Source organism: Halorubrum tropicale (assembly GCF_001280455.1).
Lineage (GTDB): Archaea > Halobacteriota > Halobacteria > Halobacteriales > Haloferacaceae > Halorubrum > Halorubrum tropicale.
The window spans coordinates 257495-280853 of record NZ_LIST01000002.1 but is presented as its reverse complement, the minus strand read 5'-3'; the positions used below and the strand labels follow the sequence as shown (position 1 = coordinate 280853).

Genomic DNA, 23359 nt, shown 5'->3' with positions numbered 1-23359 from the left:
GTAAACATAAGCCGGCGGAGGCCGTGCGTGGCGTATCCATGGCACACTCCGACGCGGGCGCCGACGTCGAATCGCTGACCACGCTCCACTGGGTCGGGATCATCGCCGCGACCGTGTCCGGGATCGTCCACGCCGTCCTCGGGGTTCTGGTCGGGGGCGCGCTGGGGATCTCCTTTTTCGTCGCGACCCTCGGCTTCGGCGCGGGCGTGGCGGCGATAGTCGCCGGGTACCGGCGCCGGCTGATGTACGCCGTCGGGATCCCGTTCACCGGCGGTCAGATCGTCCTCTGGTACGTGATCAACTTCGTCACCGGGACGTACTCGTTCCCGGCCGACGTCGGGGTGTACGGCGCCGTCGACAAGGTCGCGCAGGTCGCGTTGATCGCCGTCCTGGCGGTCCTGCTCTCAAGAGAGTCGTAGCGCGCGACCGCGGCTCGCCGTTCACTCCTCGACGCCGCGAACCGGTCCCGCCCCCGCCCGGTTCGGACCGTTCGCTCACCGCCTCACTCGCCGCCTCGCCCGGCCGCGGTCGGCGGGTCGTCGCGGCCGAGTCGCCCCGTCGCGGCCGCCCAGTCTCTGGCGAAGCTCGCCAGGAGCGCCGCCAGCGCGACCGCCGCGAACGCGGTCAGGAGGGCCCTCCCGCCCCCGCGGCCGACGTTCGGGAGGAGCGCGAGCGCGACCACGGCGAACTGCGCGGTGCCCACGAACGGCCGAACCCGGCTGGGCGGCAGCTCGTACACCGGTGCCCCGCGTCGCCGGCGCCGCCACAGCGACCCGGCGTAGGCGTACCAGACGCCGCCGGCGAGGAGGTACCACGCGGGGAGCGCGCCGAGCGCGACGGCGACCGCGGCGCCGACGAGCACGGCCAACGCGTCGGTGGCCCCGTCGAGGCGCGCGCCGAGGGCCGTCTCGCGGGTGCGGCGGGCGACAGCGCCGTCGACCGCGTCGAGGCCCACCGCGCCGACGAAGAGGGCGGCGGGGAGCCACGGACTCGGCGCCGGCGCGACCGCCGCGCCCGCGAGGACGACGGCGAGCCAGCCGCGGAACAGCGTGATCGCGTTCGCCGGGCCGAGCCGCGGGTCCGGTGCCTCACCGTCGGGCGTGCGGTTCGCCGCGAGGTTGCCGCGCGCGTACGCGGCGAGGTACGCGCCGGGAACGACCGCGGCGAGGACCCAAGCCGTGCCGAGCGGGCGCCACAGCGCGGCCAGCCCGAGCGCGCCGAGCGCCACGGCCCCGGCGAACCGTCGGCGGAGCCTGGCGGGCGGGACGGCGGGGGGATCGGGGACCGTCATCTCAGTCCGGTTTCCCGTCCGCGGGCGGTCCGGCGTCGGGGTCGCCTCCGTTTTCTCCCTCGGCCGCGGCGCTCCGCGGGGTCTCGCCGATCTCCTCCATCACGCGGGCGTGGAACTCGCGGAGGACCGCGGACTCGTCGTCGGCGATGACGGTGTCGGAGTCGACCAGCGTCGCGAGCCCGAACGCGAGCGGGCTGGGCGAGTCGACGACGCGGTGTTCGACCGCGAGGTCGCCGGCGGCGATCCGGTCGACCGCCTCGCGGATGCCGTCGACGTCGAGCCGGTCCTCCAGCAGCTCCCGGTAGGTCTCCTCTAAGACGGCGAACTCCTCTAAGTCGGCCGCGAACGACAGCAGCATCTCGGCGGAGACCTGCTGTTCCGCGGCCGACTTCTCGTACCCCTTGTACCGCTTCAGGATCAGGAGCGCGCGCCCGGCGTTGATCCGGAAGTAGCGCTGGAGCAGGTCCGTCCCCTGAACCGCCTCGCGCAGGTCCTCGCGGACCGTCTCCGGGTCGAGGTCGGCCAGTATCCCCGCCACGTCGACCTTCCGGTTCAGCGGGAGCGCGAGCGAGAAGCCGCGGTCGGCGACCGCCACCGCGACGTTGGCGTCGGTGCGGTTCGCGACCGCGGCCGCGACGAGCCGCGAGAGCCCGTCGTTGAACCGGTGGCCGTAGGTCGAGTGGACGTAGAAGCGCCGCTTGTACTCGCTCCGGTCGAGTTCCTCCTCGACGACGAGGCGGTCGGGCGTCGAGACCGAGTCCGCGCCCGCGTACCGTACCTGCTCGTCGTACATGCGGGCGAGCGCGCGGACCGCGTTCCCGTCGAGGGGGAACTGTCGGAGCCACGCCCGGACCGCCGCCGGGCCGGCGTTCGCGCCGTCCCCCGTCAGGCGGTCGAGGAGTTCGGCCTGGAAGTCGAGAACCTCGCGGGCGAGGTCCGCCGAGAGGGGCAGTCGCTCGGCGAACCACGACGGCACGGTCGGGCGCTCGCTCGTGCGGTCGACGTACACCTTCGAGCCGCGGCGGTAGCGGAACGCGAACCGCTCGCCGCCCAAGGCGAACACGTCGCCCGACTCCAGCGTGTCGAGGTACGACTCGTCGAGGGTGCCGACCCACTCGTCGTCGCGCGTGAACACGTCGCAGGTGAACGAGTCGGGGATCGTTCCCACGTTCGTCATGTAGATGACCCGCGCGAGCCGCCCGCGCTTCCCGACGAGCTTCTCGCCGACCGGGTACGCGGGGTGATGGTGCTCGCCGTCGGGCGGGTCGTTGGCGTCGCGCCACACCTTCGGGTAGACGTTCTTCTCCTCCAGTCCGTCGTAGTCGCCCGTGAGGTACCGGAACAGCCGCTCGTACGCGGCGTCGTCGAAGCCGCGGTACGGGTGCGCCCGGCGCAGTACCTCGCGGACCTCGCGGTCGGGGCGGATCCGGTTTATGGCCATCCCGTAGACGTGCTGTGCCGCCACGTCGTACGCGCCCTCAGGCGGGAACACGCGGTCGACGAACCCGTCCTCGGCGCGCGCGAGCAGCGCGGCGCACTCGATCAGCTCGTCGCGGTCCAGGGCGAACACCCGGCCCTCGACGGTCTCGCCCGGGCTGTGGCCCGCGCGGCCGACGCGCTGGAGCAGCGCGGCGACGGACTTCGGCGAGCCCACCTGGACGACGAGATCGAGGTGCGGCATGTCGATTCCCAACTCCAGGCTCGTCGAGGTCGTGACCACGTCCAGCTCGCCCGACTTCAGCCCCTCCTCGACGCGGGTGCGCTGCGCCTCGCCGAGGCTCCCGTGGTGGCAGCCGGAGTCCGACTCGTCGTAGTCGAACCGCCCCCGGAGCTCCTGGAGGGTGCGCTCGGCGCCCGAGCGGGAGTTCGTGAACACCAGCGTGTTCTCGTGGGACTCGATCAGGTCGTGAAGCGACTCGTAGAAGCGGTCGGTCACCGCCGACCGCGGCGTGTGGATCAGGTCGGCGGCCGGCGTCCGGAGTTCGAGGTCGAACTCGCGGGCGAACCGGGCGTCGACCACCTCGCAGGGCCGCGTCTCGAACCCGTCGGCGTCGCCGACCTCGCCGGCGACGCGCTCGCGCCCGACGAGGAACGAGGCGATCCCGTCGAGCGGTTCGACGGTCGCCGAGCAGCCGATCCGCGCGATCCCGGCGTCGCCTCCCCGGTCTCCGTTCCGCGTCAACTCGGTCAGCCGCTCTAGGGACACCGCGAGGTGCGTGCCGCGCTTGTTCGCGGCCAGCGAGTGGATCTCGTCGACGATCACGTACTCGACGGTGCGGAGCTTCTCCTTGAACTTCGGCGAGTTGAGCAGGATCGCCAGCGTCTCCGGCGTGGTGTTGAGGACGTGGGGCGTCTCGGAGAGCATCGCCTGCCGGTCCGCCTTCGAGGTGTCGCCGTGGCGGATCGCCTGCCTGACGCCCGGATCGTACGCCTCGGCGTCCCCCGCCCCGTCGTCCCTCTCGGCCGCGGCGACCGCCTCCCCGATCCCCTCCAAGGGAGTCTCCAGGTTGCGCTCGATGTCGTTCGCGAGCGACTTCAGCGGCGAGACGTACAGGCAGTAGACGGCGTTGTCGAGGTCGTCGGCGCGGTCGCGCGCGAAGAGGTCGTCGAGCACCGCGAGGAACGAGGCCAGCGTCTTCCCGCTGCCCGTCGGCGCCGCGACGAGGCAGTTCTCCCCGTCGTCGACGCGAGGGATCGCCTCGCGCTGCGGCGGCGTGAAGAACCCGCCGTTCTCGCCGACGTACGCGCCGAACCGCTCGACCCACCAGCGCCGGACCGGCGGCGAGAGCCGCGCGAGCACGTCGGCGTCGGCGATCGGGACCGCGTCCGGGTCGAAGTCGGGGTCCGCGATCGCACCGCGCTCGACCGCGTCGCGGAGGAGGGCGCGCGCGGCCGCCTCGTCGCCGCGGTCCGTGGTCTCGCTCACGGTGATCACGAGGGCTCGGGGAGGGAAATCGGTTGCGTCGGGGCCGCGGAAATTCGCGGAACCGACCCCACATACGTCGGCCCCGCGGAAATTCGCGGAACCGACCCGTTTATCCGACCGCCTTCCGTGGCGCCACACGCATGAGCGGCACCTCGCCGGAGCCCGACCGACGGATCGACCGGAACCTGTTCGTCACCGTCTCCGGCCCGCCGGGCTGCGGGGCCACGACCCTCGTCGAGGGCATCGCCGAGTCGCTCGACTGCGGCTACGTCTCCGGGGGCGAACTGTTCCGCGAGGTCGCCGCCGAACGGGAGATGAGCCTCTCCCAGCTCATCGCCGAGACCGGCGAGTCCGAGGAGATCGACCGCGCGCTCGACCGCCGGCTCCGCCGGATCGCCGAGAAGTGGGGGACCGCGAACAAGGCGTTCGTGCTGGAGTCGCGGCTCGCGGGCTGGATCGCCGGCAACCGCGCCGACATCCGGATCTGGCTCGACGCGCCCGACGAGGTCCGCGCGGACCGCACGGCCGACCGCGAGGAGATGACCTCCGAGATGCAGGTGCGCGAGGTCATCGAGGAGCAGCGCTACAAGTCCTACTACGACATCGACCTGAACGACCGGTCCATCTACGACCTGGTCATCAACACGGGGCGATGGGACGCCGAGGCCACGCTAGACCTGGCGCTCACCGGGATCGAACGCTACGACGTCGACGCCGACGAGGGCGCGTTCGACACGCCCGACTTCGAGATCTGATCGGCCGTCCGCGGCGGCGTCGTCCCGCCTACAGGCCTTCGACGCGGCGGAGCGCGCGCCGGATCTCGCCGGGCGTCGCGTACGGCCCGCCGCTCACCCGGTGGTCCGGGAGGAACACGGGGACGGGGTTGTCGTTCAGCGCGCCCCTCACGGTCGCCACGTCGTCGGCGTCGTCGGGGTCGAACCCGGCGAGCCGGGCGAGGCGGCTCACCGAAACCTCCTCGCCGTACGGGACGTTGCGGAGCGCCTCCAGCGCCTCGCGCTGGTCGGTCGGGACCGTGAGACCGAGCGCCACCTCGGTGAACTCGTCGCGCTCGCCGCCGAGGTACGCGCCGATCCGGTCGAGGAGGTCGTGGTCGCCGTCGGCGTCTCCCGGCGGTTCGGCGGGGAACGACACCGAGATGACGCGACCGCCGGCGAACCCGACCTGAACGGTCCGGCCGATCTGGTCGAACTCCCGGGCGAAGACGCCCGAGGTGCCCGCCATGCTCATACCCTTCACTGGTCGGGTCGATTACTTAAAACATCCCCCCGTCTGACCGAGTCGTCCCCTCGCCCGGAGGCTAATCGGGTCGGCCTGGCCCCCGCAAGCCTTATGAACAGATACGTACACTAGTGTATAGTAATGGACTATCCAGACGAGCTGGCGCCGGCGGTCAGGTCGATCCTGTCCGCCGCACGGGAGCGCGCGGGCGCGGCGGCGAGGGCGGGCGACACCGCCTCGGTCTCGCCCCGCGACCTCGCGGCCGCGTTCGAGCGGGCCGAGGCCGACGGGCGCGTCCCGGTGATCGCCGAGGTGAAGCCGACGAGCCCGACGACCGAGGGCAGCCGCGAGGACGACCCCGTCGCGCTCGCCGAGGGGATGGTCGCCGGCGGGGCGGCCGCGCTGAGCGTGCTCACCGAGCCGGAGCACTTCGGCGGGAGCGTCGACACGCTCCGGCGGGTCCGCGAGGCCGTCGACGTGCCGGTGCTGCGCAAGGACTTCGTCGTCGAGGAGGCGCAGCTTGACGCCGTCGAGAGCGACGTGGTCCTCCTGATCGCCCGGTTCGTCGGCGACGACCTCCCCGACCTGCTCGCCGCCGCCCGCGACCGCGGCTTCCAGGTGCTCGTCGAGGTCCACGACCGCGACGAGCTGGAGCGCGCGCTCGACGCGGGCGCGACGACGGTCGGCGTGAACAACCGCGACCTCGCCGAGCTGGTCGTCGACCTCGGAACCTTCGAGTCCGTGGCGCCCCACGTCCCGGACGAGGTGACGCTGATCGCCGAGAGCGGGATCGAGGGCCCGACCGACGCGCGCCGGATGCGGGCGGCGGGCGCCGACGCCCTGCTCGTCGGCAGCGCGATCATGGACGGCGACGTGGAAGCGAACACGCGCGAACTGACGCGGGCGGAGGCGGACGAGGACGCGGACCCGACACCCCGCGACGCGACCGACACCACGGAGACACCCACATGAGCGAAACCGAATCATCGACGAGCGAGGTTGGAGAGCTTTCGCGACGCCCCGGCCGCGAGCGCGGCCGCGACGACGGGAAGTTCGGCCGCTACGGCGGTCAGTACGTCCCGGAGGCGTTGATGCCGGCGATAGAGGAACTGGCCGACGCCTACGAGCGCTACGTGCTGAACAACGAGGACGGGTTCATGGACGAGTTCCGCGAGCGCCTCGCGGACTTCGGCGGGCGCCCGACCCCGCTCCAGCGGGCCGGCCGGCTCTCGGAGCGCTACGACACCGAGGTGTACCTCAAGCGCGAGGACCTGCTCCACGGCGGCGCCCACAAGCTGAACAACGCGCTCGGGCAGGTGCTGCTCGCGAAGTACATGGGCAAAGAGCGCATCATCGCGGAGACCGGCGCCGGCCAGCACGGCACCGCGACCGCGATGGCGGCGGCGCACCTCGACATGCCCTGTACGATCTACATGGGCGAGCGCGACATCAACCGCCAGCGTCCCAACGTGTTCCGGATGAAGCTCAACGGCTCGGAGGTCAAGCCCGTCACCACCGGGCGCGGCACGCTGAAGGAGGCCATCTCCGAGACGATGCGCGACTGGGCGGCGACCGTCGAGGACACCCACTACGTGATCGGCTCCATCGTCGGCCCGCATCCATTCCCGGTGATGGTCCGCGACTTCCAGGCGGTCATCTCCGAGGAGGCCCGCCGGCAGACGATCGAGAAGACCGGCGGGCTCCCCACCGACGTGGTCGCCTGCGCGGGCGGCGGCTCGAACACGATGGGGACGTTCGCCGACTTCGTCGACGACGAGTCGGTCGCGCTCCACGCCGTGGAGGCCGGCGGCTCCACGCTCGAAGTCGACGAGGAGGCGGGCGTCGCGCCCAACTCCGCGTCGCTGTACGCCGGCGAGGAGGGCGTCCTCCACGGTGCGCGGACGAAACTGCTTCAGGACTCCGACGGGCAGATCATGGAGAGCCACTCCGTCTCCTCCGGGCTCGACTACGCCGGCGTCGGGCCGGAGCTCGCGTACCTCGTCGACCAGGGCCGCGTCGACCCGGTCGCCGTCGACGACGACGCCGCCTTGGAGGGGTTCCACCGGCTCTCGAACACGGAGGGGATCATTCCCGCGTTAGAGACCGCCCACGCGTTCGGCTACCTGGAGGAGCACCACGAGGAACTGGGCGAGCGCGTCGTCGTCAACGTCTCCGGCCGCGGCGACAAGGACCTCGACGCCGCCATCGAGGAGACCGACCAGCGCGACGTGCCCAACGCGCCGGACATGTCGATGTTCACGGGGGGAATCTGAATGGCGGAGACGGGCAACTCCGACGAGATCGCCGCGGCGTTCGCGGACGGTCCCGCCTACGTCCCGTACCTCGTCGTCGGCGACCCCGACTACGAGTCGTCGAAGGCGTACGTCGAGGCGCTCGACCGGGGCGGCGCCGACGTGATCGAGCTCGGCCTCCCCTTCTCCGAGCCGATCGCCGAGGGGTCGACGATCCAGGAGGCGCTCGTCCGCGCGCTCGACGCGGGGATGACGCCCGAGCGCTTCTTCGCGTTCGCGGAGGATCTCGACGTCGACGCCGCCCCGGTGTGTATGACGTACTACAACCTCATCTACCAGTACGGCGACGAGACCGGCCCCCGGCCGTTCGTCGAGCGGGCGGCGGCCGCGGGGATCGAGGGGCTCGTCGTCCCGGACCTCCCGGCCGAGGAGGCGGACCCGCTGCGCGAGGCGTGCGACGAGTTCGGGCTCGACCTCGTCTTCATCGTCGCGCCGACGACGCGCGGCGACCGGCTGGACCGCATGATGGAGAACGTCTCCGGCTACGTCTACGTCCAGGCGCGGCTGGGGACGACCGGCGCCCGCGACGACGTCTCCGACCAGACGACCGAGAGCCTCGACCGGCTCCGCGAGTACGACGTGCCGAAGGCGGTCGGGTTCGGCATCTCGACGGGCGAGCACGCGGAGCGCATCGTCGCGGGCGGCGCCGACGGGATCATCGTCGGCTCGGCGCTCGTCGACGTGGTCGCCGAGGGCGTCGCCGAGGACCTGTCGACCGACGAGGTCGCCGACCGGCTGGAGGCGCTCTCCCGCGAGCTGACCGAGGGCGCCGAGCGCGGGTACCGCTCGCGGACGACGGCGGCCGAGTCCGCCTGACCAGAACCGGACCAATACCTCCCCGAACGAAACCGACTTACCTCCGATTGCCACACTCTCACACAACATTCGCCTCACAATGACAGCAGGACTCTCGGCACGACTCGACCGCATCTCCACGAACGACCGATACCTCATCGTCCCGATGGACCACGGGATCACGATGGGCGCCGTCCAGGGGCTCGTCGACATCGAGTCGACGATCGACGGCGTCACGAGCGGCGGCGCGGACGCCGTCCTCACGCAGCGGGGCATCGCGCCCCGCGTCCACGAAAACAAGAACGACGCCGGCTACATCGTCCACCTCAACGGGTCGACGACGATCGGGCCGGACGAGAGCGACAAGCGCGTCACCGGCACCGCGGAGGACGCGGTCCGCGCGGGCGCCGACGCCGTCTCCTTTCACATCAACGTCGGCTCCGACCACGAGCCGGACCAGATCGAGGAGCTCGCGGAGCTGACCGCCGACGCCGAGCGGCTCGGGCTCCCCGTCCTCGCGATGGCGTACGCGCGCGGTCCCGGCGTCGACGAGAGCGATCCGGAGGCGCTCGGCCACGCCGTCCGGCTCGCCGAGGAACTGGGCGCCGACGTGGTGAAGACCGGCTACTCCGGCGACGGCGACTCCTTCGAGCGCGTCACGGAGTCGACCCGCCTCCCGGTGGTCATCGCCGGCGGCTCGAAGGGGACCGACCGCGAGACCGTCGAGATGGTCCGCGGCGCGATGGACGGCGAGGCGGCGGGCGTCTCGATGGGGCGGTCGATATTCCAGCACGACGACCCCGAGGGGATCGCCCGCGCGGTCTCCGCGGTGGTCCACGACGACGCGGGCGTCGAGGAGGCGCTGCGGGCGGGCGGGTTCGTCGAGGCCTGAGGTCCGCCCCCGCGGTCGCGGGGCCGCGGACGGGCGCACGCGACTGCTCATTTCGCAGTTTTCAAGCCGGCGCGCCGTGAGGTGTCGGTAATGACACGCACGGTCTGGGTCAAAGCCGACGGCGCGGTCGGCGACTGGGAGGCGCGCAAGCGACGGGTCACGGCCGCCATCGAGGCCGGGGCGGACTGGGTCCTCGTCGACGAGGGCGACGTCGGGCGCGTCCGGGAGCTGGGCGACGTGAACGTCGCGGCGTTCCGGTCGGACGCCGACGTGATCGACGACGCCGAGAGCGACGCGGAGGCGGACGCGTACTTCGTCGGGAAGGGCGGCGAGGGCGACGGGACGATCGACATGCCCGACGACCTCTCCGGGTCGGCCGACCTGACCACGCTGCGCCGCCGCGACGACCGCGCGCAGGGGGCGTACGTCCGCGTCCTCGGCACGGAGTACGAGGCGTTCGCCGAGGCCGCGGCCGACGACGCCGACTACACCGTGGTCGTCGGCGAGGACTGGTCGATCATCCCCTTGGAGAACCTCATCGCCCGCGTCGGCGAGGAGACCCACCTCGTCGCGGGCGCGACGACCGCCGCGGAGGCCCGGACCGCCTTCGAGACCCTGGAGATCGGCGCCGACGGCGTCCTCCTCGATTCCGACTCCCCCGACGAGATCCGCGGCGCGGTCGAGGCCCGCGACGCGGCCGACCGCGAGACGCTCGACCTCCGACACGCCGAGGTGACAGAGATCGAACAGACCGGGATGGCGGACCGCGTCTGTATCGACACCGGGTCGCTGATGGACGACAGCGAGGGGATGTTGGTCGGCTCGATGTCGCGAGGGCTGTTCTTCGTCCACGCGGAGACCGCGGAGTCGCCGTACGTCGAGTCGCGCCCGTTCCGCGTGAACGCGGGCGCGGTCCACGCGTACGTCCGCGACCCCGAGGGCGGCACCAACTACCTCGCGGAGCTGTCGAGCGGCGACGAGGTCCAGGTCGTCGACACCGACGGGCACACCCGCGAGGCGGTGGTCGGTCGGGTGAAGATCGAGAAGCGCCCGATGTTCCGGATCCAGGCGGAGATCGAGACCGACGACGGTACCGATCGTATCGAGACGCTCATCCAGAACGCCGAGACCGTGAAGATAGCCACGAGCGAGGGCCGGAAGGCGGTCACCGAGGTCGAGCCCGGCGACGAGGCGCTCGTCTTCTACGAGGACGTGGCGCGCCACTTCGGCGAGGCCGTCGAGGAGAGCATCATCGAGAAGTAGCCGTCGAGTCCCGGGGCCGGAATCGCATCGACCACAAATCATTTTCCGTCGGCATGTGATCTTACCTCATGGCAGTTGCTAACGAGGGGAACCGTCGCGTCGCCGAACAGGGGTGCATCGATCGGGTTCAACACCTCGCGGACGCCGCGAACCCGGCGTTCGCGGCCGGGAGCCTCCTCGTGCCGCTGGCCTTCTTCGCCGCGAGCCTCGCGCTGGGAAGCACCGAACTACTCTTCTACACGCACGTCGCGGCCGGCGCGGTGTGGTTCGGGTTCGCGCTGATCTTCCCCGCGGTCATCGGCCCGACGCTCGGCGGCCTCGACGAGGCGGCCGCGGCCGCGGTGAACAGGACGCTGATCCCGAAGGCGGTGTTCTTCCTCGTCGGCTTCTCGCTGACGACGGTGCTGTCGGGGACGGTCCTGTTGACGCCCGACATCGGGCTCGGGTACGGCTTCGGCGGGACGTGGTCGGGGCTCGCGCTCGGCCTGGGCTGGGGGCTGTTCGCGTTCGGGCTGGCGGTCCCCCACCGGCTCCACCTCAGCGCGTACTACGAGACGGTCTCGCCCGACCCGGACGCCGACCGACTGGAATCGATCGAGAAGAAGAACCTCGTCGTCGGGCTGTTCGAGGGCGCGATGATGCTCGCGCTGATCGTCCTGATGACCGGCTTCCGACTCGGATAGCGGGAGCGTCGCGCGGCAGACGCGCCCGCAGTCGGGCGCGCTGAGACGCTGCCGAACCGTTATCTCGTCGTGAGGCGTCGCTCTGAGCATGGCCTCGACACCCAGCTCGTCTCTCCGCGCTCGGTTCGGCGTCGCGCTCCTGGCCGGCCTCCCCGGCGTCGCCGCGCTCGTGTGGTACGTCTACCGCACGACCCCGCCGGCCGCCGTCCCGCCGGGGCTGTCCCGCCCGCTCCTCGCCGTCCTCACCGGAGTCAACCCGCTCCTGCTGCTCGTCGTCGCGTGTCTGGTCGGTGCCTACGCGGCCCCGCGGGCCCGCCTGCGCTCGCACCTCCTCGACCGCGCGGGCGGCGACGCCGAGGCGCTCGGACGGGTCCGCGGCGAGGCCGGACTCGCCGCCGCGGTCGGCGTCGCCGGGAGCCTGGTCGTGATCGCGCTCGACGTCGCGCTGGCGCCGCTCGTCGCGCGCGACCTGCCGGGGTCGGCGATCGGCGCGGGGCGGCCGACGGTCGTCAACGTGCTCGCGTACGCGCCGGTCCGGTTCCTCTACGGCGGGGTCACGGAGGAGCTGCTGCTCCGGTTCGGGCTCATGTCCGCGCTCGCGCTCGGCGGCTGGGTCCTCGCCGGCCGCCACGGCGACGCGCCCGGACCGGGGGTCGCGTGGGCCGCGATCGGGGTCTCGGCGGTGCTGTTCGGCGTCGGCCACCTCCCGGCGCTGGCGCAGGCGGTGGGGCTGACGCCGGCGCTGATCGCGCGGACAGTCTTGTTGAACGCGGTCGCCGGGGTCGCGTTCGGGTGGCTCTACTGGCGGCGCAGCCTCGAGGCGGCGATGGTCGCGCACGCGGCGTTCCACGTGCCGCTCGCGGCGCTGTCGCTGGTCCAGGTGCTCTCGTAAAAACGGGGACGGACGACCTGTCTTCCGGTTCAGATCCCGTACAGCTCGCCGTACTTCTCGTCGACGTAGTCGAGGAAGGCGTCCGCCGAGAAGTCCTCGCCGGTCGCGCGCTTCACGAGCTCGTTCGTCTCGTAGCGAGAGCCGTGTCGGTGGACGTTCTCGCCGAGCCAGTCGTGGAGGTCGCCGAACTCGCCGTCGGCGATCTTGGCGTCGAGGTCGTCGATGTCCGCCTCGGCGGCCTCGAACAGCTGGGCGGCCATCACGGATCCGAGCGAGTAGGTGGGGAAGTAGCCGAAGTTGCCGTGGCTCCAGTGGATGTCTTGGAGGCAGCCCTCGCTGTCGGTGTCGGGGCGGATGCCGAGGTACTCCTCGTACTTGTCGTTCCAGACCTCGGGCACGTCCTCGACGTCGAGGTCGCCGCGGATCAGGTCGCGCTCGATCTCGAACCGGATCACGATGTGGAGGTGGTAGGTGAGCTCGTCGGCCTCGACGCGGATGAGGTTGTCCTCGTACACCTGGTTGAACGCCTCGTACGCGTCCCGAACGCTGGCCTCCTCGGTCTGCGGGAAGTGCTCCTGGAAGACGGGGAGGAACTCCTGCCAGAACGCCTCGCTGCGCCCGACGTGGTTCTCCCAGAGGCGCGACTGCGACTCGTGGACCGAGAGGTCGCGCGACTCGCCAAGCGGCGTGCCGAAGTGCTCCTGGGGGAGTCCGAGGTTGTACTGCGCGTGGCCGAACTCGTGGATGGTCGAGCCGACCGCGCCGAGCGGGTCCTCCTCGTCGAACCGGGTCGTCACGCGGCAGTCGAACTGATTGCCGGCGGTGAACGGGTGCGAGGAGACGTCGAGGCGGCCGCGGTCGAAGTCGTAGCCGACGAGTTCGAGCGCGTCGCGGGAGAGCGCCTCCTGCTCGTCCTCCGAGAAGGTCCCCTCGAAGGTGTCGACCGCGAGCTCCACGTCGGACGCGCGGATGTCCTCGATCATCGGGACGAGCGCCTCGCGGAGCTCCGTGAGGATCGACTCCGCGCGCTCCATCGAGAGGCACGGCTCGAACTCCTCGAAGAGGACCTCGTAGGGGTCGCGGTCGGGGTCGATGTGCTCGGCGTACTCGCGTTTCAGCTTGACGTGCTTCTCCAGGTACGGCGCGAACGTCTCGAAGTCGTCCTCGGCCTTCGCCTCCTCCCAGGCTTGGAGCGCCTCGGAGCCGGTCTCGGATATCTCCTCGACCAGTTCGACCGGGACGGCGTCGGCGCGCTCGTACTCGCGGCGGACCTCGCGGACGACCGCCGCCTGCTCGTCGGTGAGGTCGGCGTCGTTGAGCTCGTCGAGCAGCTCGCCCGTCTCGTCGTCGGTGACCATGTCGTGGTGGACGGAGGAGAGCGCCGAGAGCTGCTTCGAGCGCGCTGGCGTGCCGCCCTCGGGCATCATCACCTGCTGGTCCCAGCCGAGGACGCCGGAGGCGCTGCCGACCGCGTTCCACCGCTCGACGCGGTCGAGGAGGGCGTCGTAGGCGTCCGGTGCGTTCGCTGCGTCGTCTGGTGCGGCTTCCGTTGCCATGCGTCACGGATCGGGCGCGCACGTTAAGAAGGGACCGAACTCGGAACCCCTCGCTCGCCGCGCGGAGCCGCGGGAATTCACTCGTCGCCGCGGCGGGTCGCCGAGCGCGGGATATATGCCCGCCGCCGCGGTAGGGCGGGTAACGGATGTCCGACGACGACTTCATCGACCTGCGGTCCGACACCGTCACGGCGCCCTCGGAAGAGATGCGCGAGGCGGCCGCGACCGCCGAGGTCGGCGACGACGTGTACCGCGACGACCCGACGGTCAACGAGCTCGAACGGCGCGCGGCAGAGGCGGTCGGCACGGAGGCGGCGCTGTACGTCCCTTCCGGGACGATGGCGAACCAGATCGCGGTCCACGCGCACACGGAGCCGGGCCAGGAGCTCCTCCTGGAGCGCGAGTCGCACATCTACCGCTGGGAGCTGGCCGGCGCCGCCAAGCTCTCGGGCGTCCAGACGCGGACGATCGACGCCGGCGAGCGCTGCGTTCCGACCCCAGACGCGGTCTGCGAGGGGCTCGTCGACGAGGACCTCCACCGCCCCGGAACGGGGCTGCTCTCCTTAGAGAACACCCACAACTACCGCGGCGGGGTCGCCGTCCCGGTCGAGCGGATCGCCGACGCGGCCGAGGTCGCCCGCGAGGCCGACGTGCCGGTCCACCTCGACGGCGCGCGCGTGTTCAACGCCGCGGTCGCGCTCGGCGTCGACGCGAGCGAGGTCGTCGCCCCCGTCGACAGCGTCACCTTCTGCCTCTCGAAGGGGCTCGGCGCGCCGGTCGGATCGATCCTCGCCGGCGACGAGGCGTTCGTCGAGGACGCCCGCCGCGTCCGCAAGCTGTTCGGCGGCGGGATGCGCCAGGCGGGCATGATCGCCGCGCCCGCGCTCCGCGCGCTGGAGAACGTCGACCGCCTCGCCGAGGACCACGCCAACGCGGAGCGGCTCGCGGCCGGGCTGGACGCGCTCGACGGCGTCGACGCGCCCGCGCCCGACACCAACATCGTCGTCGCGAACACGGAGGCGCCCGGGATCCCGGCCGAGTCGCTCTACGCGGCCTGTAAGGAGGCCGGCGTCGGCTGCGTCGAGTTCGACGACTACGCGACGCGGTTCACCACGCACCTCGACGTCGACGAGGCGGACGTGGACGAAGCGATCGACCGGATCGCGGCCGTAGTCGACGAGCTACGGGCGTAACGGGCCGCCGGCTCCGCCGACGCGGGTGGACGGCCCGTTCGGAGCCCGCACGGAAACGTTCAATTCGGCGGGCGACCTACGGCGGACCATGGACGCACGAGCAGCCGCCCCGCGAACCCGAGCCGGTCGAACCGTGGTGGACGGCGCCCGCCCCTGAGGTCGTCGGCGTGGACATCAGCGGCCGCCACGAGGAGGGCGGCGAGTACCTGATGGTCGCGGCCGCGGTCCACGCGCGGATCGACTCCTCGCGGATCCGGTCGGTCGAGGGGATGGGCTTCGCCGCGGCGCGCGAGGGCCCGACGCTGGAGGCGACCGTCGCGCTCGCCGCGGAGGCGGTCGGCGACCTCCCGACGCCGCCGGAGGGACCGGTCGTGGCCGAGGGCGGCGAGTTCTACGAGGAGCCGGCGGCCCGCGTCGGGCTGAGCTTCCAGCCCGAGTTTAAATACGTCGAGAGCATAGGCGAGCGCGAGACAGTGCAGGCAGCACACCACGCCGCGTACGCCGCGCGCGAACTCCTGTTATGAGCGGGAGCGCCGGGAACGCGGACGGCGAGGCCGAGGCGCCGACCGGGAGCCGCCGCGCGATCGTCGCCAAGCGCGTCGACTCGGGCGAGGCCGACCTCGCGGAGATATCGCAGCTCGCGGCCGCCGCGGGGTACGAGGTGGCAGGCGAGCTCACCCAGACGCGCACCGAGGACGCCGCGTTCATGTTCGGCGAGGGGAAGGTCGCGGAGCTGCGCGACCTGGTCCGCCGGACCGACGCCGAGGCGGTCATCGTCGACAACGACGTGGGGCCGTACCAGACGTTCAACATCGGCGGGGTGCTCCCCGAGGGCGTCGAGGTCGTCGACCGGTTCACGCTCATCCTGGAGATATTCGGCCAGCGCGCCAACACTCGGAAGGCACAGCTCCAGGTCGAGCTCGCGGAGCTCCGCTACGAGCTGCCGCGCGCGGAGGCGAAGGCGAGCCTCGCGAAGCGCGACGAGCGGCCCGGGTTCATGGGGCTCGGCGAGTACGACGAGAGCGTCGAGCGCGACATCAAACGGCAGATATCGGAGATCCGCGACGAGCTCGAATCGATCGCGGAGAAGGAGGAGGCGCGCCGCGAGCAGCGCCGCGACTCCGGCTTCGAGCTGGTCGCGCTCGCCGGGTACACCAACGCCGGGAAGTCGACGCTGATGCGCCGGCTCGCCGACGAGCTGGCGGTCGACGAGAACGACGACCGACACCGCGACCTCGACACCACCGCCGAGTCGCAGGACATGCTGTTCACGACGCTCGGCACCACGACCCGCCGGGCCGAGATGGAGAAGCGCGACGTCCTCCTCACCGACACGGTCGGATTCATCTCGGACCTGCCCCACTGGCTGGTCGAGTCCTTCGAGTCGACGCTCGACTCCGTCTACCGGGCCGACCTCGTGCTGCTCGTCGTCGACGCGAGCGAGCCGGTCGCGGAGATGCGCGAGAAGCTCGTCACGAGCCACGACACCCTCTACGAGCGCAACGAGGCGCCCGTAGTCACCGTGTTCAACAAGGTCGACCGGCTGGCGCCCGGCGAGCTGGCGGAGAAGCGCGCCGCGCTCTCGGGCGTGGCGCCGGACCCGATCGCCGTCTCGGCGAAGACGGGCGCCGGCGTCGCCGAGCTCCGGGACCGCGTCGAGGACGAACTGCCGGACTGGGAGCGCGAGCGACTCGTGCTCCCCGTCTCCGACGACGCGATGAGCCTCGTCTCGTGGGTCCACGACCACGGGTACGTCGCCGAGGAGACGTACGCGGGCGACCAGGTGACCGTGGACTTCGAGGCGAAGCCCTCGATCGTCGCCCGCGCCCGGGCGAAGGCGGCCGAGGTCTCGGCGCCGCCCGCCGAGGAGTCGGCCTGACCGCGACCGCCCGGCGGCGGTCGACGGCCAGCTGCGATCGGCTGTCGCTCGGCGAAGGCGCGGACAAAGTATACGAGTCTCCGCCGGCCATACGATGTCATGGACGACTCCGGGAACGAGGAGGGACTCGTCGACGGCGACGGGGACGCCGTCCCGCCGCCGGCCGACTTCCGGAACGAGGCCGCCGCGAACGACCCCTCGGTGTACGAGCGGTTCGACCGGGAGGGCCCCGAGGCGTGGCGCGAGGCGGCCGACCTCCTGACGTGGGACCGGGAGTACGACGCCGTCCTCGACGACTCCGAGCCGCCCTTCTACGAGTGGTTCACCGGCGGGAAGCTGAACGCGTCGGCGAACTGCGTCGACCGCCACCTCGACGACCGCCGGAACCAGCTCGCGATCCGCTGGTTCGGGAAGCGGGGCGAGCGGCGGTCGTACACCTACCTCGACCTCCACCGCGAGGTGAACGCCCTCGCGGCCGGCCTCCGCGACCTCGGCGTCGAGGAGGACGACGTGGTCACGCTGTACCTGCCGATGATCCCGGAGCTCCCGATCGCGATGCTGGCGTGCGCGCGGATCGGCGCGCCGCACAACGTCGTCTTCGCGGGGCTGTCCGCGGAGGCGCTCGCCACGCGGATCGACGCCGCCGACTCCGAGTACCTGGTCACCTGCGACGGCTACTACCGCCGCGAGGACGCCTTCAACCAGAAGTCGAAGGCGGACAACGCCCGGATCCGCGCCGAGAGCGAGCTGTCGGCCGCGGTCGTGGTCGACCGCCTCGGCGACGAGCTCGCCGTCTCGCTGGGCGACGACGAGCACGAGTACGACGCGCTCGTGGCCGCGCACGACGGCGAGACGGTCGAGCCCGTGGCCCGCGACGCGACCGACCTGCTGTTCGTGATGTACACCTCGGGGACGACCGGGCGGCCGAAGGGAGTCGAGCACGCGACGGGCGGGTACCTCGCGCACGTCGCGTGGACGACGCGGACGGTCCTGGACGTGCGGCCCGACGACACCTACTGGTGCGCGGCCGACATCGGCTGGATCACGGGCCACTCATACGGCGTGTACGGCCCCCTCGCGACCGGGACGACCACCGTGCTGTACGAGGGCTCGCCCGACTACCCGGACCGGGACCGCGTCTGGGACCTGATCGAGCGCAACGCGGTGAGCGTCTTCTACACCTCGCCGACCGCGATCCGGTCGTTCATGAAGTGGGGCGCGGAGTACCCCGAGTCCCACGACCTCTCGTCGATCCGCCTGCTCGGCACGGTCGGCGAGTCGATCACGCCGAAGGCGTGGCGCTGGTACCGCGACCACGTCGGCGGCGGCGACGCGCCGGTCGTCGACACCTGGTGGCAGACCGAGACCGGCGCCATCGCGCTCGCCACGCTGCCCGGGGTCACGCCGATGAAGCCGGGGAAGGTCGGCCCGCCGCTGCCCGGGATCGACGCCCGCGTCGTCGACGAGGACGGCGACCCGGCCGACCCCGGCGAGTCGGGCTACCTCACCATCGCCTCGCCGTGGCCCGGCATGCTGCGCGGGCTCCGCGAGGGCGACGAGCGCTACCTGCGCGAGTACTGGCTGAACGGCGAGGACGGCTGGCGCTACCGCACCGGCGACGGCGCGGCCGTCGACGAGGACGGCTACGTCACGATCCTCGGGCGCGTCGACGACGTGATCAACGTCCGTGCGCAGCGGTTCAACACGGGCGAACTCGAGGCGGCGATCGTCGACGCCGAGGGCGTGACCGAGGCGGCGGTCGTCGGCGACGACGACGGCCGGATCGTCGCGTACGTGACGACGAAGAGCGGCGTCGAGCCCGGCGAGCGCCTGCGCGACGCCATCGCGGACCGGGTGGCGAGCGCCGTCGGCGACGTGGCCCGCCCCGACCGGATCGTGTTCACGCCGGAGCTCCCCAAGACGCGTTCCGGGAAGATCATGCGGCGGCTGCTGGAGGACATCGCCCGCGGCGAGGAGTTCGGCGACGTGAGCGCGCTGCGCAACCCGGAGGTCGTGGGGGAGATCGAGTCGACCGTCCGAGAGACGAGAAACTGATAGCGGTTTCTCTTTTTCGGTTGTGAAGCGTGTCGTGGTTACTTGCCGGTGGGGTCCGTATCGAGGGTATGGGAACGAACGTCTTCGCGGCGGACGCGGTCCACGCCCGTCGCCGCGCGGTGGTCAAGACGCTGTGCTACCGGGCGCTGATGGTGACGATCACGGTCGCGGTCGCGTGGCTCGTCGTCGGCGACGTCGGTCAGGCGGCGAGCATCGGCCTCGTGACGAACGCCGTGAAGACGCTCACGTACTACGGCTACGAGCGCCTGTGGGACCGCGTCGCCTGGGGCGTGAGTCCCTCCGGGTGACCGGCGGACGTAGTTTCGGAATACAACAAAGAAACGAAACTAATCATTCCGCTGTTTGTCTTCATGCGACGGGGGTTCCGAGGATATACGGTCGAGACCGACAAGAAAGACCGACTTCCGGAACAGTTTTGTTTCGGCTGCTTGTTGAGTTCCGAAACAAATGGTGGACGGCCTCGACGCGGACGCCTACGACGCGCTCGTCACCGCCGCGGAGACGTATCGCGCGGCGCTCGTCGTCAAGCTGGCGGGCGAGGCCGGCCTCCGGACCGAGGAGATCACCCGCGTCGCCCCGCGCCACCTGCGCGAGCCGGACTCGGTCGCGGGCGCGCGCCTCCTCGCGGTGCCCGCGGCGGACGGCGACGAGGGCGGGGACGCCGGGTCGACCGCGCTCGGCGGGGAACAGATCGACCGCGAGACCGTGGTACCGGCCTCGCTGGCCGCCGACCTCGACCGGTACGCGACGAGCCAGGGGCTCGCCGACGACGAGTCGTACGTCGACGTCTCGCCGCGGCGCGTCCAGATGATCGTGAGCGAGACAGCGGCGCGGGCGGCGGGCCTCACCGACGGCGCGGTCGACGAGCGGGTCACCCCGAGCGCCCTCCGGAAGACGTTCGCCCGGCGCCAGCTCGTCGACCGCGGCGTCGACCCGCGGGCCGTCCGCGACGCCGGCGGCTGGGAGTCGCTCGGCACCCTCGACCCGTACCTCGACCCGCTCGACGGGGAGGCCCTCGCGGCCGCCATCGCCGGCGACGGGCGGTCCGACGACGGGAGCGCGGAACGGGGCGGAACGACCGCGTTACCGGGGTTCGAGGCGCTCGCAGACCCGGGGGCGGCCGCCCCCGCCGCGGCCGTCGTCGAGGGGCTGGTCGACGCCGACCGCTGGGCCGAGGCGTGGGTCGTCCGCCGCGCGGTCGGCGGCGGGCGGGCGGACGTGACCGCCGCGGCCGGCGTCGACCGCGAGGCGCTCGCGGACCGCGGCGTCGCCGCCGCCGGTCCGTGGCTGGACGCCGTCACGGACGGCGCGCCGGCGACGACCGACGGTCGCCAGGAGACCAACGGACGGCCCGCGGTGGCGGTGCCGGCGGCCTCCGACGGCGCGATTCACGGCGCGCTCTGCGCCGTCGCGGCCGACGGCGACGCGGTCGACGAGTCGGAGCGCCGCGCGCTCGCCGCCCTCGGCGGCTGCCTCGGCCGCGCGATCACCGCCGAGCGGTGGCGGGAACTGCTCCACTCCGACGCGGTCACCGAGGTCGAGTTCCACACCGGCGACGACGGTGCGTTCCTCGCCCGGGCGAGCGACCGCCTCGGCTGTCGGATCGAGTTGGCGTCGACGGTCGACGTCGACGACGACGTGTCCCGCGCGTACCTCTCCGTCGAGGGGGCCCGCCCGCAGGACGTCGCGACGGCCGTCGAGGCGTCGCCGGGCGTCTCCGACTTCCGGGTGATCGAGACCCGCGAAGAGGGCTGTTCGGCGTCGGTCCGGCTCGCGGACGGGTCGCTGGTCAGGGCGCTCGTCGACCACGGCGCGACCGTGCGCGACGCGTCCGCCGCCGAAGGGCGGGTCCGCGTCGTCGCCGACTTCCCCGAGGGAACGAACGTCCGCCCGGTCGCGGACGGGCTCCGCGACCGGTTCGCTGACGTCAGGCTCGCGAGCAAGGAGTCGGTCGCGCGCTCGCCGCGCACGGAGTCGGCGCTGCGGGACGGGGTCGCGGACCGCTTCACCGACCGGCAGTGGGCGGCGCTGTCGGCGGCGTACCACGGCGGCTACTTCGACTGGCCGCGCGGGAGCACGGCCGAGGAGGTGGCCGACGCGATGGGCGTCTCGTCGCCGACGTTCCACAACCACCTCCGGAAGGCCCAGCGGGCCCTCCTCGACGGCGTCTTCGAGGACGAGGCCGACCGGCCGACCCGGAGGGACGACGGGCGGGCGACCCCGCCCGGCGAGTGAGCGGTCGGCGCCCGGGTCGCGAGGGGGTCCGACGGTGCGAGCCCCGCGCTTCCGGGGCGGAATCCTTCACGATTTTTCGTATTTAGCGTCAGCGTTTATATGCCGATATTGGTTGGATACGACCGTACCATGACAGAGGGAGACGGCCAACTGGAAGCGAGATTAGCGGAGCAAGAGGTGTTCGAGCCGTCGGAGTCGTTCGTCGAGCAGGCGAATGTGTCCGACCCGGAGATATACGAGGAGTTCGAGGAGAACTGGCCCGAGTGCTGGGAGACGGCCGCCGACCTGCTGGAGTGGGAAACCGACTACGACCAAGTGCTCGACGACAGCAACCCCCCATTCTACGAGTGGTTCACGGGCGGCGAGCTGAACGCGTCGGCGAACTGCCTCGACCGACACCTCGACGAGCGCGGCGACGAGGCCGCCATCGAGTGGGTCGGCGAGCCCGTCGACGAGGACGACCGCACGTACACGTACGCGGAACTCCACCGCGAGGTCAACGAGTTCGCGGCCGCCCTTCGGGAGCAGGGCGTCGAGGAGGACGACGTGGTCACGATGTACATGCCGATGATCCCGGAGCTGCCGATCGCGATGCTGGCGTGTGCGCGCATCGGCGCGCCGCACAGCGTCGTGTTCGCCGGGTTCTCGGCCGACGCGCTCGCGACGCGGATGAACGCCGCGGAGTCGGAGTACCTCGTCACCTGCGACGGTTACTACCGCCGCGGCGACCCGCTCGACCACCTCGACAAGGCGAACGAGGGGCTCGCGGGCGTCGAGCACGACACGACCACGGTCGTCGTCGACCGGCTGGGGCCGAACGGCGACGGCTTCGGCCACGACCTCGGCGACGACCAGGTCGACTACGACGACCTCGTGGCCGACCACGAGGGCGCCGAGGTCGAGCCGGTCACCCGCGACGCCGAGGACATGCTGTTCCTGATGTACACCTCGGGCACGACGGGGAAGCCGAAGGGCGTGAAACACACGACCGGCGGCTACCTCTCGTGGGTGTCGTGGACCTCGCAGTCGGTCCTCGACATCGAGCCGGATGACACGTACTTCTGCTCGGCCGACATCGGCTGGATCACCGGCCACTCGTACATCGTCTACGGACCGTTGGCGCTCGGGACGACGACGATGATGTACGAGGGCACACCCGACCACCCGGAGCGCGACCGGCTCTGGGAGATCGTCGAGGAGCACGAGGCGACCCAGCTGTACACCGCGCCCACCGCGATCCGCGCGTTCATGAAGTGGGGCGCTGAGTACCCGGACCGCCACGACCTCTCCTCGCTGCGCCTGCTCGGCACGGTCGGCGAGCCGATCAACCCGCGCGCGTGGAAGTGGTACTACCAGCACATCGGCGACGAGGAGTGCCCCGTCGTCGACACGTGGTGGCAGACCGAGACCGGCGGGATGATGGTGACGACGCTGCCCGGCGTCAAGGACATGAAGCCCGGCGCCGCGGGGCCGCCGCTGCCGGGGCTCGACGTCCAGATCCTCGACACGCTCGGCGACGAGGTGGATCCCGGCAAGGCCGGCTACCTCACGGTACAGAAGCCGTGGCCCGGCATGCTCCGGACGCTGTACAACAACGACGAGCGCTACATCGAGGAGTACTGGGCCGAGTACTCCGACACCGACAGCGACGACCCCGACGACTGGGTGTACTTCCCGGAGGACGGGGCGAAGATCGACGACGACGGCTACATCACCGTCCTCGGCCGCGTCGACGACGTGCTCAACGTCTCCGGCCACCGGCTGGGGACGATGGAGATCGAGTCCGCGATCGTCGGCGTCGAGGGCGTCGCCGAAGCCGCAGTGGTCGGCGGCGACCACGAAATCAAAGGCGAGGCGGTGTACGCCTACGTGACCACGGAGGACGGCTACGAGGGCACCGACGAGCTCCGCGAGGCGATCGTCGCCGGCGTTGAGGACGCCATCGGGCCGATCGCCCGCCCCGAACAGGTCGTGTTCACGCCGGACCTGCCGAAGACTCGGTCCGGCAAGATCATGCGGCGCCTGCTCGAGAACATCGCCGACGGCGAGGAGCTCGGCAACACCAGCACGCTTCGGAACCCCGAGATCGTCGAGGAGATCCAGAAGAAGGCCGACGCCGAGTAGCGC

At 71.7% G+C, this 23359-nt stretch carries 20 protein-coding genes; 16 read left to right on the top strand and 4 right to left on the bottom strand.

What is annotated here, in order from left to right; genetic code table 11:
* Nucleotides 1-38 precede the first annotated feature (38 nt).
* The gene (locus tag AMR74_RS06515) at nucleotides 39-419 is read left to right on the top strand and encodes a hypothetical protein (RefSeq protein WP_053771249.1); all 381 of its coding nucleotides are present in this window, start codon (nucleotides 39-41) and stop codon (nucleotides 417-419) included.
* Between the two features lie 83 nt (nucleotides 420-502).
* Here the strand turns inward: AMR74_RS06515 and AMR74_RS06510 are convergent, their stop codons facing one another.
* Both AMR74_RS06510 and AMR74_RS06505 read right to left on the bottom strand, forming a co-directional pair.
* Nucleotides 503-1291, bottom strand: a complete 789-nt coding sequence (locus AMR74_RS06510; RefSeq protein WP_053771248.1) for a CDP-alcohol phosphatidyltransferase family protein — start codon at nucleotides 1289-1291, stop codon at nucleotides 503-505.
* 1 nt (nucleotide 1292) lies between these two features.
* Entirely contained in the window at nucleotides 1293-4226 is a 2934-nt protein-coding gene (locus tag AMR74_RS06505) for an ATP-dependent helicase (protein WP_053771247.1), read from the bottom strand.
* A gap of 131 nt (nucleotides 4227-4357) precedes the next feature.
* On the opposite strand from AMR74_RS06505, the gene cmk reads away from it, so the two are divergent.
* Complete coding sequence (cmk, locus tag AMR74_RS06500; RefSeq protein WP_053771246.1) at nucleotides 4358-4972, top strand: (d)CMP kinase; 615 nt, start codon at nucleotides 4358-4360, stop codon at nucleotides 4970-4972.
* Nucleotides 4973-5000: 28 nt separating this feature from the next.
* On the opposite strand, the gene AMR74_RS06495 is transcribed toward cmk, so the two are convergent.
* On the bottom strand, nucleotides 5001-5465 hold the full coding sequence (locus AMR74_RS06495; RefSeq protein WP_053771245.1) for an MGMT family protein: 465 nt from the start codon (nucleotides 5463-5465) through the stop codon (nucleotides 5001-5003).
* Nucleotides 5466-5597: 132 nt separating this feature from the next.
* On the opposite strand from AMR74_RS06495, the gene trpC reads away from it, so the two are divergent.
* The 7 genes from trpC (at nucleotide 5598) to AMR74_RS06460 (ending at nucleotide 12293) form a co-directional block, all read left to right on the top strand.
* Nucleotides 5598-6428, top strand: a complete 831-nt coding sequence (trpC, locus tag AMR74_RS06490) for an indole-3-glycerol phosphate synthase (protein ID WP_053771244.1) — start codon at nucleotides 5598-5600, stop codon at nucleotides 6426-6428.
* Nucleotides 6425-7729, top strand: a complete 1305-nt coding sequence (gene trpB / locus AMR74_RS06485) for a tryptophan synthase subunit beta (protein WP_053771243.1) — start codon at nucleotides 6425-6427, stop codon at nucleotides 7727-7729. The genes trpC and trpB overlap by 4 nt, the downstream gene beginning before the upstream one ends.
* Complete coding sequence (gene trpA / locus AMR74_RS06480) at nucleotides 7730-8584, top strand: tryptophan synthase subunit alpha (RefSeq protein WP_053771242.1); 855 nt, start codon at nucleotides 7730-7732, stop codon at nucleotides 8582-8584.
* Nucleotides 8585-8663: 79 nt separating this feature from the next.
* Nucleotides 8664-9455 carry a 2-amino-3,7-dideoxy-D-threo-hept-6-ulosonate synthase gene (locus AMR74_RS06475; protein ID WP_053771241.1) on the top strand — a complete coding sequence of 264 codons (792 nt, stop codon included), beginning with the start codon at nucleotides 8664-8666 and terminating at the stop codon, nucleotides 9453-9455.
* Nucleotides 9456-9545: 90 nt separating this feature from the next.
* A complete protein-coding gene (locus AMR74_RS06470) occupies nucleotides 9546-10718 on the top strand; it encodes a 3-dehydroquinate synthase II (RefSeq protein WP_053771240.1) in 1173 nt (390 codons plus the stop codon).
* Nucleotides 10719-10786: 68 nt separating this feature from the next.
* Nucleotides 10787-11401: a hypothetical protein gene (locus AMR74_RS06465; RefSeq protein WP_053771239.1), complete on the top strand. Its 615-nt coding sequence runs from the start codon at nucleotides 10787-10789 to the stop codon at nucleotides 11399-11401.
* Nucleotides 11402-11489: 88 nt separating this feature from the next.
* Nucleotides 11490-12293 carry a CPBP family intramembrane glutamic endopeptidase gene (locus AMR74_RS06460; RefSeq protein ID WP_053771238.1) on the top strand — a complete coding sequence of 268 codons (804 nt, stop codon included), beginning with the start codon at nucleotides 11490-11492 and terminating at the stop codon, nucleotides 12291-12293.
* Between the two features lie 29 nt (nucleotides 12294-12322).
* Here the strand turns inward: AMR74_RS06460 and AMR74_RS06455 are convergent, their stop codons facing one another.
* Nucleotides 12323-13849 carry a carboxypeptidase M32 gene (locus AMR74_RS06455; protein ID WP_053771237.1) on the bottom strand — a complete coding sequence of 509 codons (1527 nt, stop codon included), beginning with the start codon at nucleotides 13847-13849 and terminating at the stop codon, nucleotides 12323-12325.
* Nucleotides 13850-13995: 146 nt separating this feature from the next.
* Between AMR74_RS06455 and AMR74_RS06450 the strand changes: the two genes are divergently transcribed.
* The 7 genes from AMR74_RS06450 (at nucleotide 13996) to acs (AMR74_RS06420) (ending at nucleotide 23356) form a co-directional block, all read left to right on the top strand.
* Nucleotides 13996-15042 carry a threonine aldolase family protein gene (locus AMR74_RS06450; RefSeq protein ID WP_053771236.1) on the top strand — a complete coding sequence of 349 codons (1047 nt, stop codon included), beginning with the start codon at nucleotides 13996-13998 and terminating at the stop codon, nucleotides 15040-15042.
* A gap of 167 nt (nucleotides 15043-15209) precedes the next feature.
* Entirely contained in the window at nucleotides 15210-15566 is a 357-nt protein-coding gene (locus tag AMR74_RS06445; protein ID WP_077152264.1) for a DUF2209 family protein, read from the top strand.
* A complete protein-coding gene (gene hflX, locus AMR74_RS06440) occupies nucleotides 15563-16921 on the top strand; it encodes a GTPase HflX (protein WP_053771235.1) in 1359 nt (452 codons plus the stop codon). Before AMR74_RS06445 ends, hflX begins: the two co-directional genes overlap by 4 nt.
* A 99-nt stretch (nucleotides 16922-17020) precedes the next feature.
* Nucleotides 17021-18976, top strand: coding sequence for an acetate--CoA ligase (gene acs / locus AMR74_RS06435; protein ID WP_053771234.1), 1956 nt, complete (start codon nucleotides 17021-17023; stop codon nucleotides 18974-18976).
* Between the two features lie 68 nt (nucleotides 18977-19044).
* Nucleotides 19045-19284, top strand: a complete 240-nt coding sequence (locus tag AMR74_RS06430; protein ID WP_053771233.1) for a DUF2061 domain-containing protein — start codon at nucleotides 19045-19047, stop codon at nucleotides 19282-19284.
* A 160-nt stretch (nucleotides 19285-19444) separates the two neighbouring features.
* Nucleotides 19445-21232, top strand: a complete 1788-nt coding sequence (locus tag AMR74_RS06425) for a bacterio-opsin activator domain-containing protein (RefSeq protein WP_053771232.1) — start codon at nucleotides 19445-19447, stop codon at nucleotides 21230-21232.
* Between the two features lie 129 nt (nucleotides 21233-21361).
* Nucleotides 21362-23356 carry an acetate--CoA ligase gene (acs, locus tag AMR74_RS06420; protein WP_053771231.1) on the top strand — a complete coding sequence of 665 codons (1995 nt, stop codon included), beginning with the start codon at nucleotides 21362-21364 and terminating at the stop codon, nucleotides 23354-23356.
* Nucleotides 23357-23359: the final 3 nt, after the last annotated feature.

Bases quoted from the DNA above. Each gene is read 5' to 3' on its own strand.
- trpA (WP_053771242.1), top strand. From the start codon at position 7,730: ATGGCGGAGACGGGCAACTCCGACGAGATCGCCGCGGCGTTCGCGGAC.
- AMR74_RS06450 (WP_053771236.1), top strand. From the start codon at position 13,996: ATGTCCGACGACGACTTCATCGACCTGCGGTCCGACACCGTCACGGCG.
- trpB (WP_053771243.1), top strand. From the start codon at position 6,425: ATGAGCGAAACCGAATCATCGACGAGCGAGGTTGGAGAGCTTTCGCGA.
- AMR74_RS06425 (WP_053771232.1), top strand. From the start codon at position 19,445: ATGGTGGACGGCCTCGACGCGGACGCCTACGACGCGCTCGTCACCGCC.
- hflX (WP_053771235.1), top strand. From the start codon at position 15,563: ATGAGCGGGAGCGCCGGGAACGCGGACGGCGAGGCCGAGGCGCCGACC.
- AMR74_RS06465 (WP_053771239.1), top strand. From the start codon at position 10,787: ATGGCAGTTGCTAACGAGGGGAACCGTCGCGTCGCCGAACAGGGGTGC.
- AMR74_RS06455 (WP_053771237.1), bottom strand. From the start codon at position 13,849: ATGGCAACGGAAGCCGCACCAGACGACGCAGCGAACGCACCGGACGCC.
- acs (WP_053771231.1), top strand. From the start codon at position 21,362: ATGACAGAGGGAGACGGCCAACTGGAAGCGAGATTAGCGGAGCAAGAG.
- AMR74_RS06475 (WP_053771241.1), top strand. From the start codon at position 8,664: ATGACAGCAGGACTCTCGGCACGACTCGACCGCATCTCCACGAACGAC.
- AMR74_RS06460 (WP_053771238.1), top strand. From the start codon at position 11,490: ATGGCCTCGACACCCAGCTCGTCTCTCCGCGCTCGGTTCGGCGTCGCG.
- AMR74_RS06515 (WP_053771249.1), top strand. From the start codon at position 39: ATGGCACACTCCGACGCGGGCGCCGACGTCGAATCGCTGACCACGCTC.
- acs (WP_053771234.1), top strand. From the start codon at position 17,021: ATGGACGACTCCGGGAACGAGGAGGGACTCGTCGACGGCGACGGGGAC.
- AMR74_RS06430 (WP_053771233.1), top strand. From the start codon at position 19,045: ATGGGAACGAACGTCTTCGCGGCGGACGCGGTCCACGCCCGTCGCCGC.
- AMR74_RS06470 (WP_053771240.1), top strand. From the start codon at position 9,546: ATGACACGCACGGTCTGGGTCAAAGCCGACGGCGCGGTCGGCGACTGG.
- AMR74_RS06495 (WP_053771245.1), bottom strand. From the start codon at position 5,465: ATGAGCATGGCGGGCACCTCGGGCGTCTTCGCCCGGGAGTTCGACCAG.
- trpC (WP_053771244.1), top strand. From the start codon at position 5,598: ATGGACTATCCAGACGAGCTGGCGCCGGCGGTCAGGTCGATCCTGTCC.
- AMR74_RS06510 (WP_053771248.1), bottom strand. From the start codon at position 1,291: ATGACGGTCCCCGATCCCCCCGCCGTCCCGCCCGCCAGGCTCCGCCGA.
- cmk (WP_053771246.1), top strand. From the start codon at position 4,358: ATGAGCGGCACCTCGCCGGAGCCCGACCGACGGATCGACCGGAACCTG.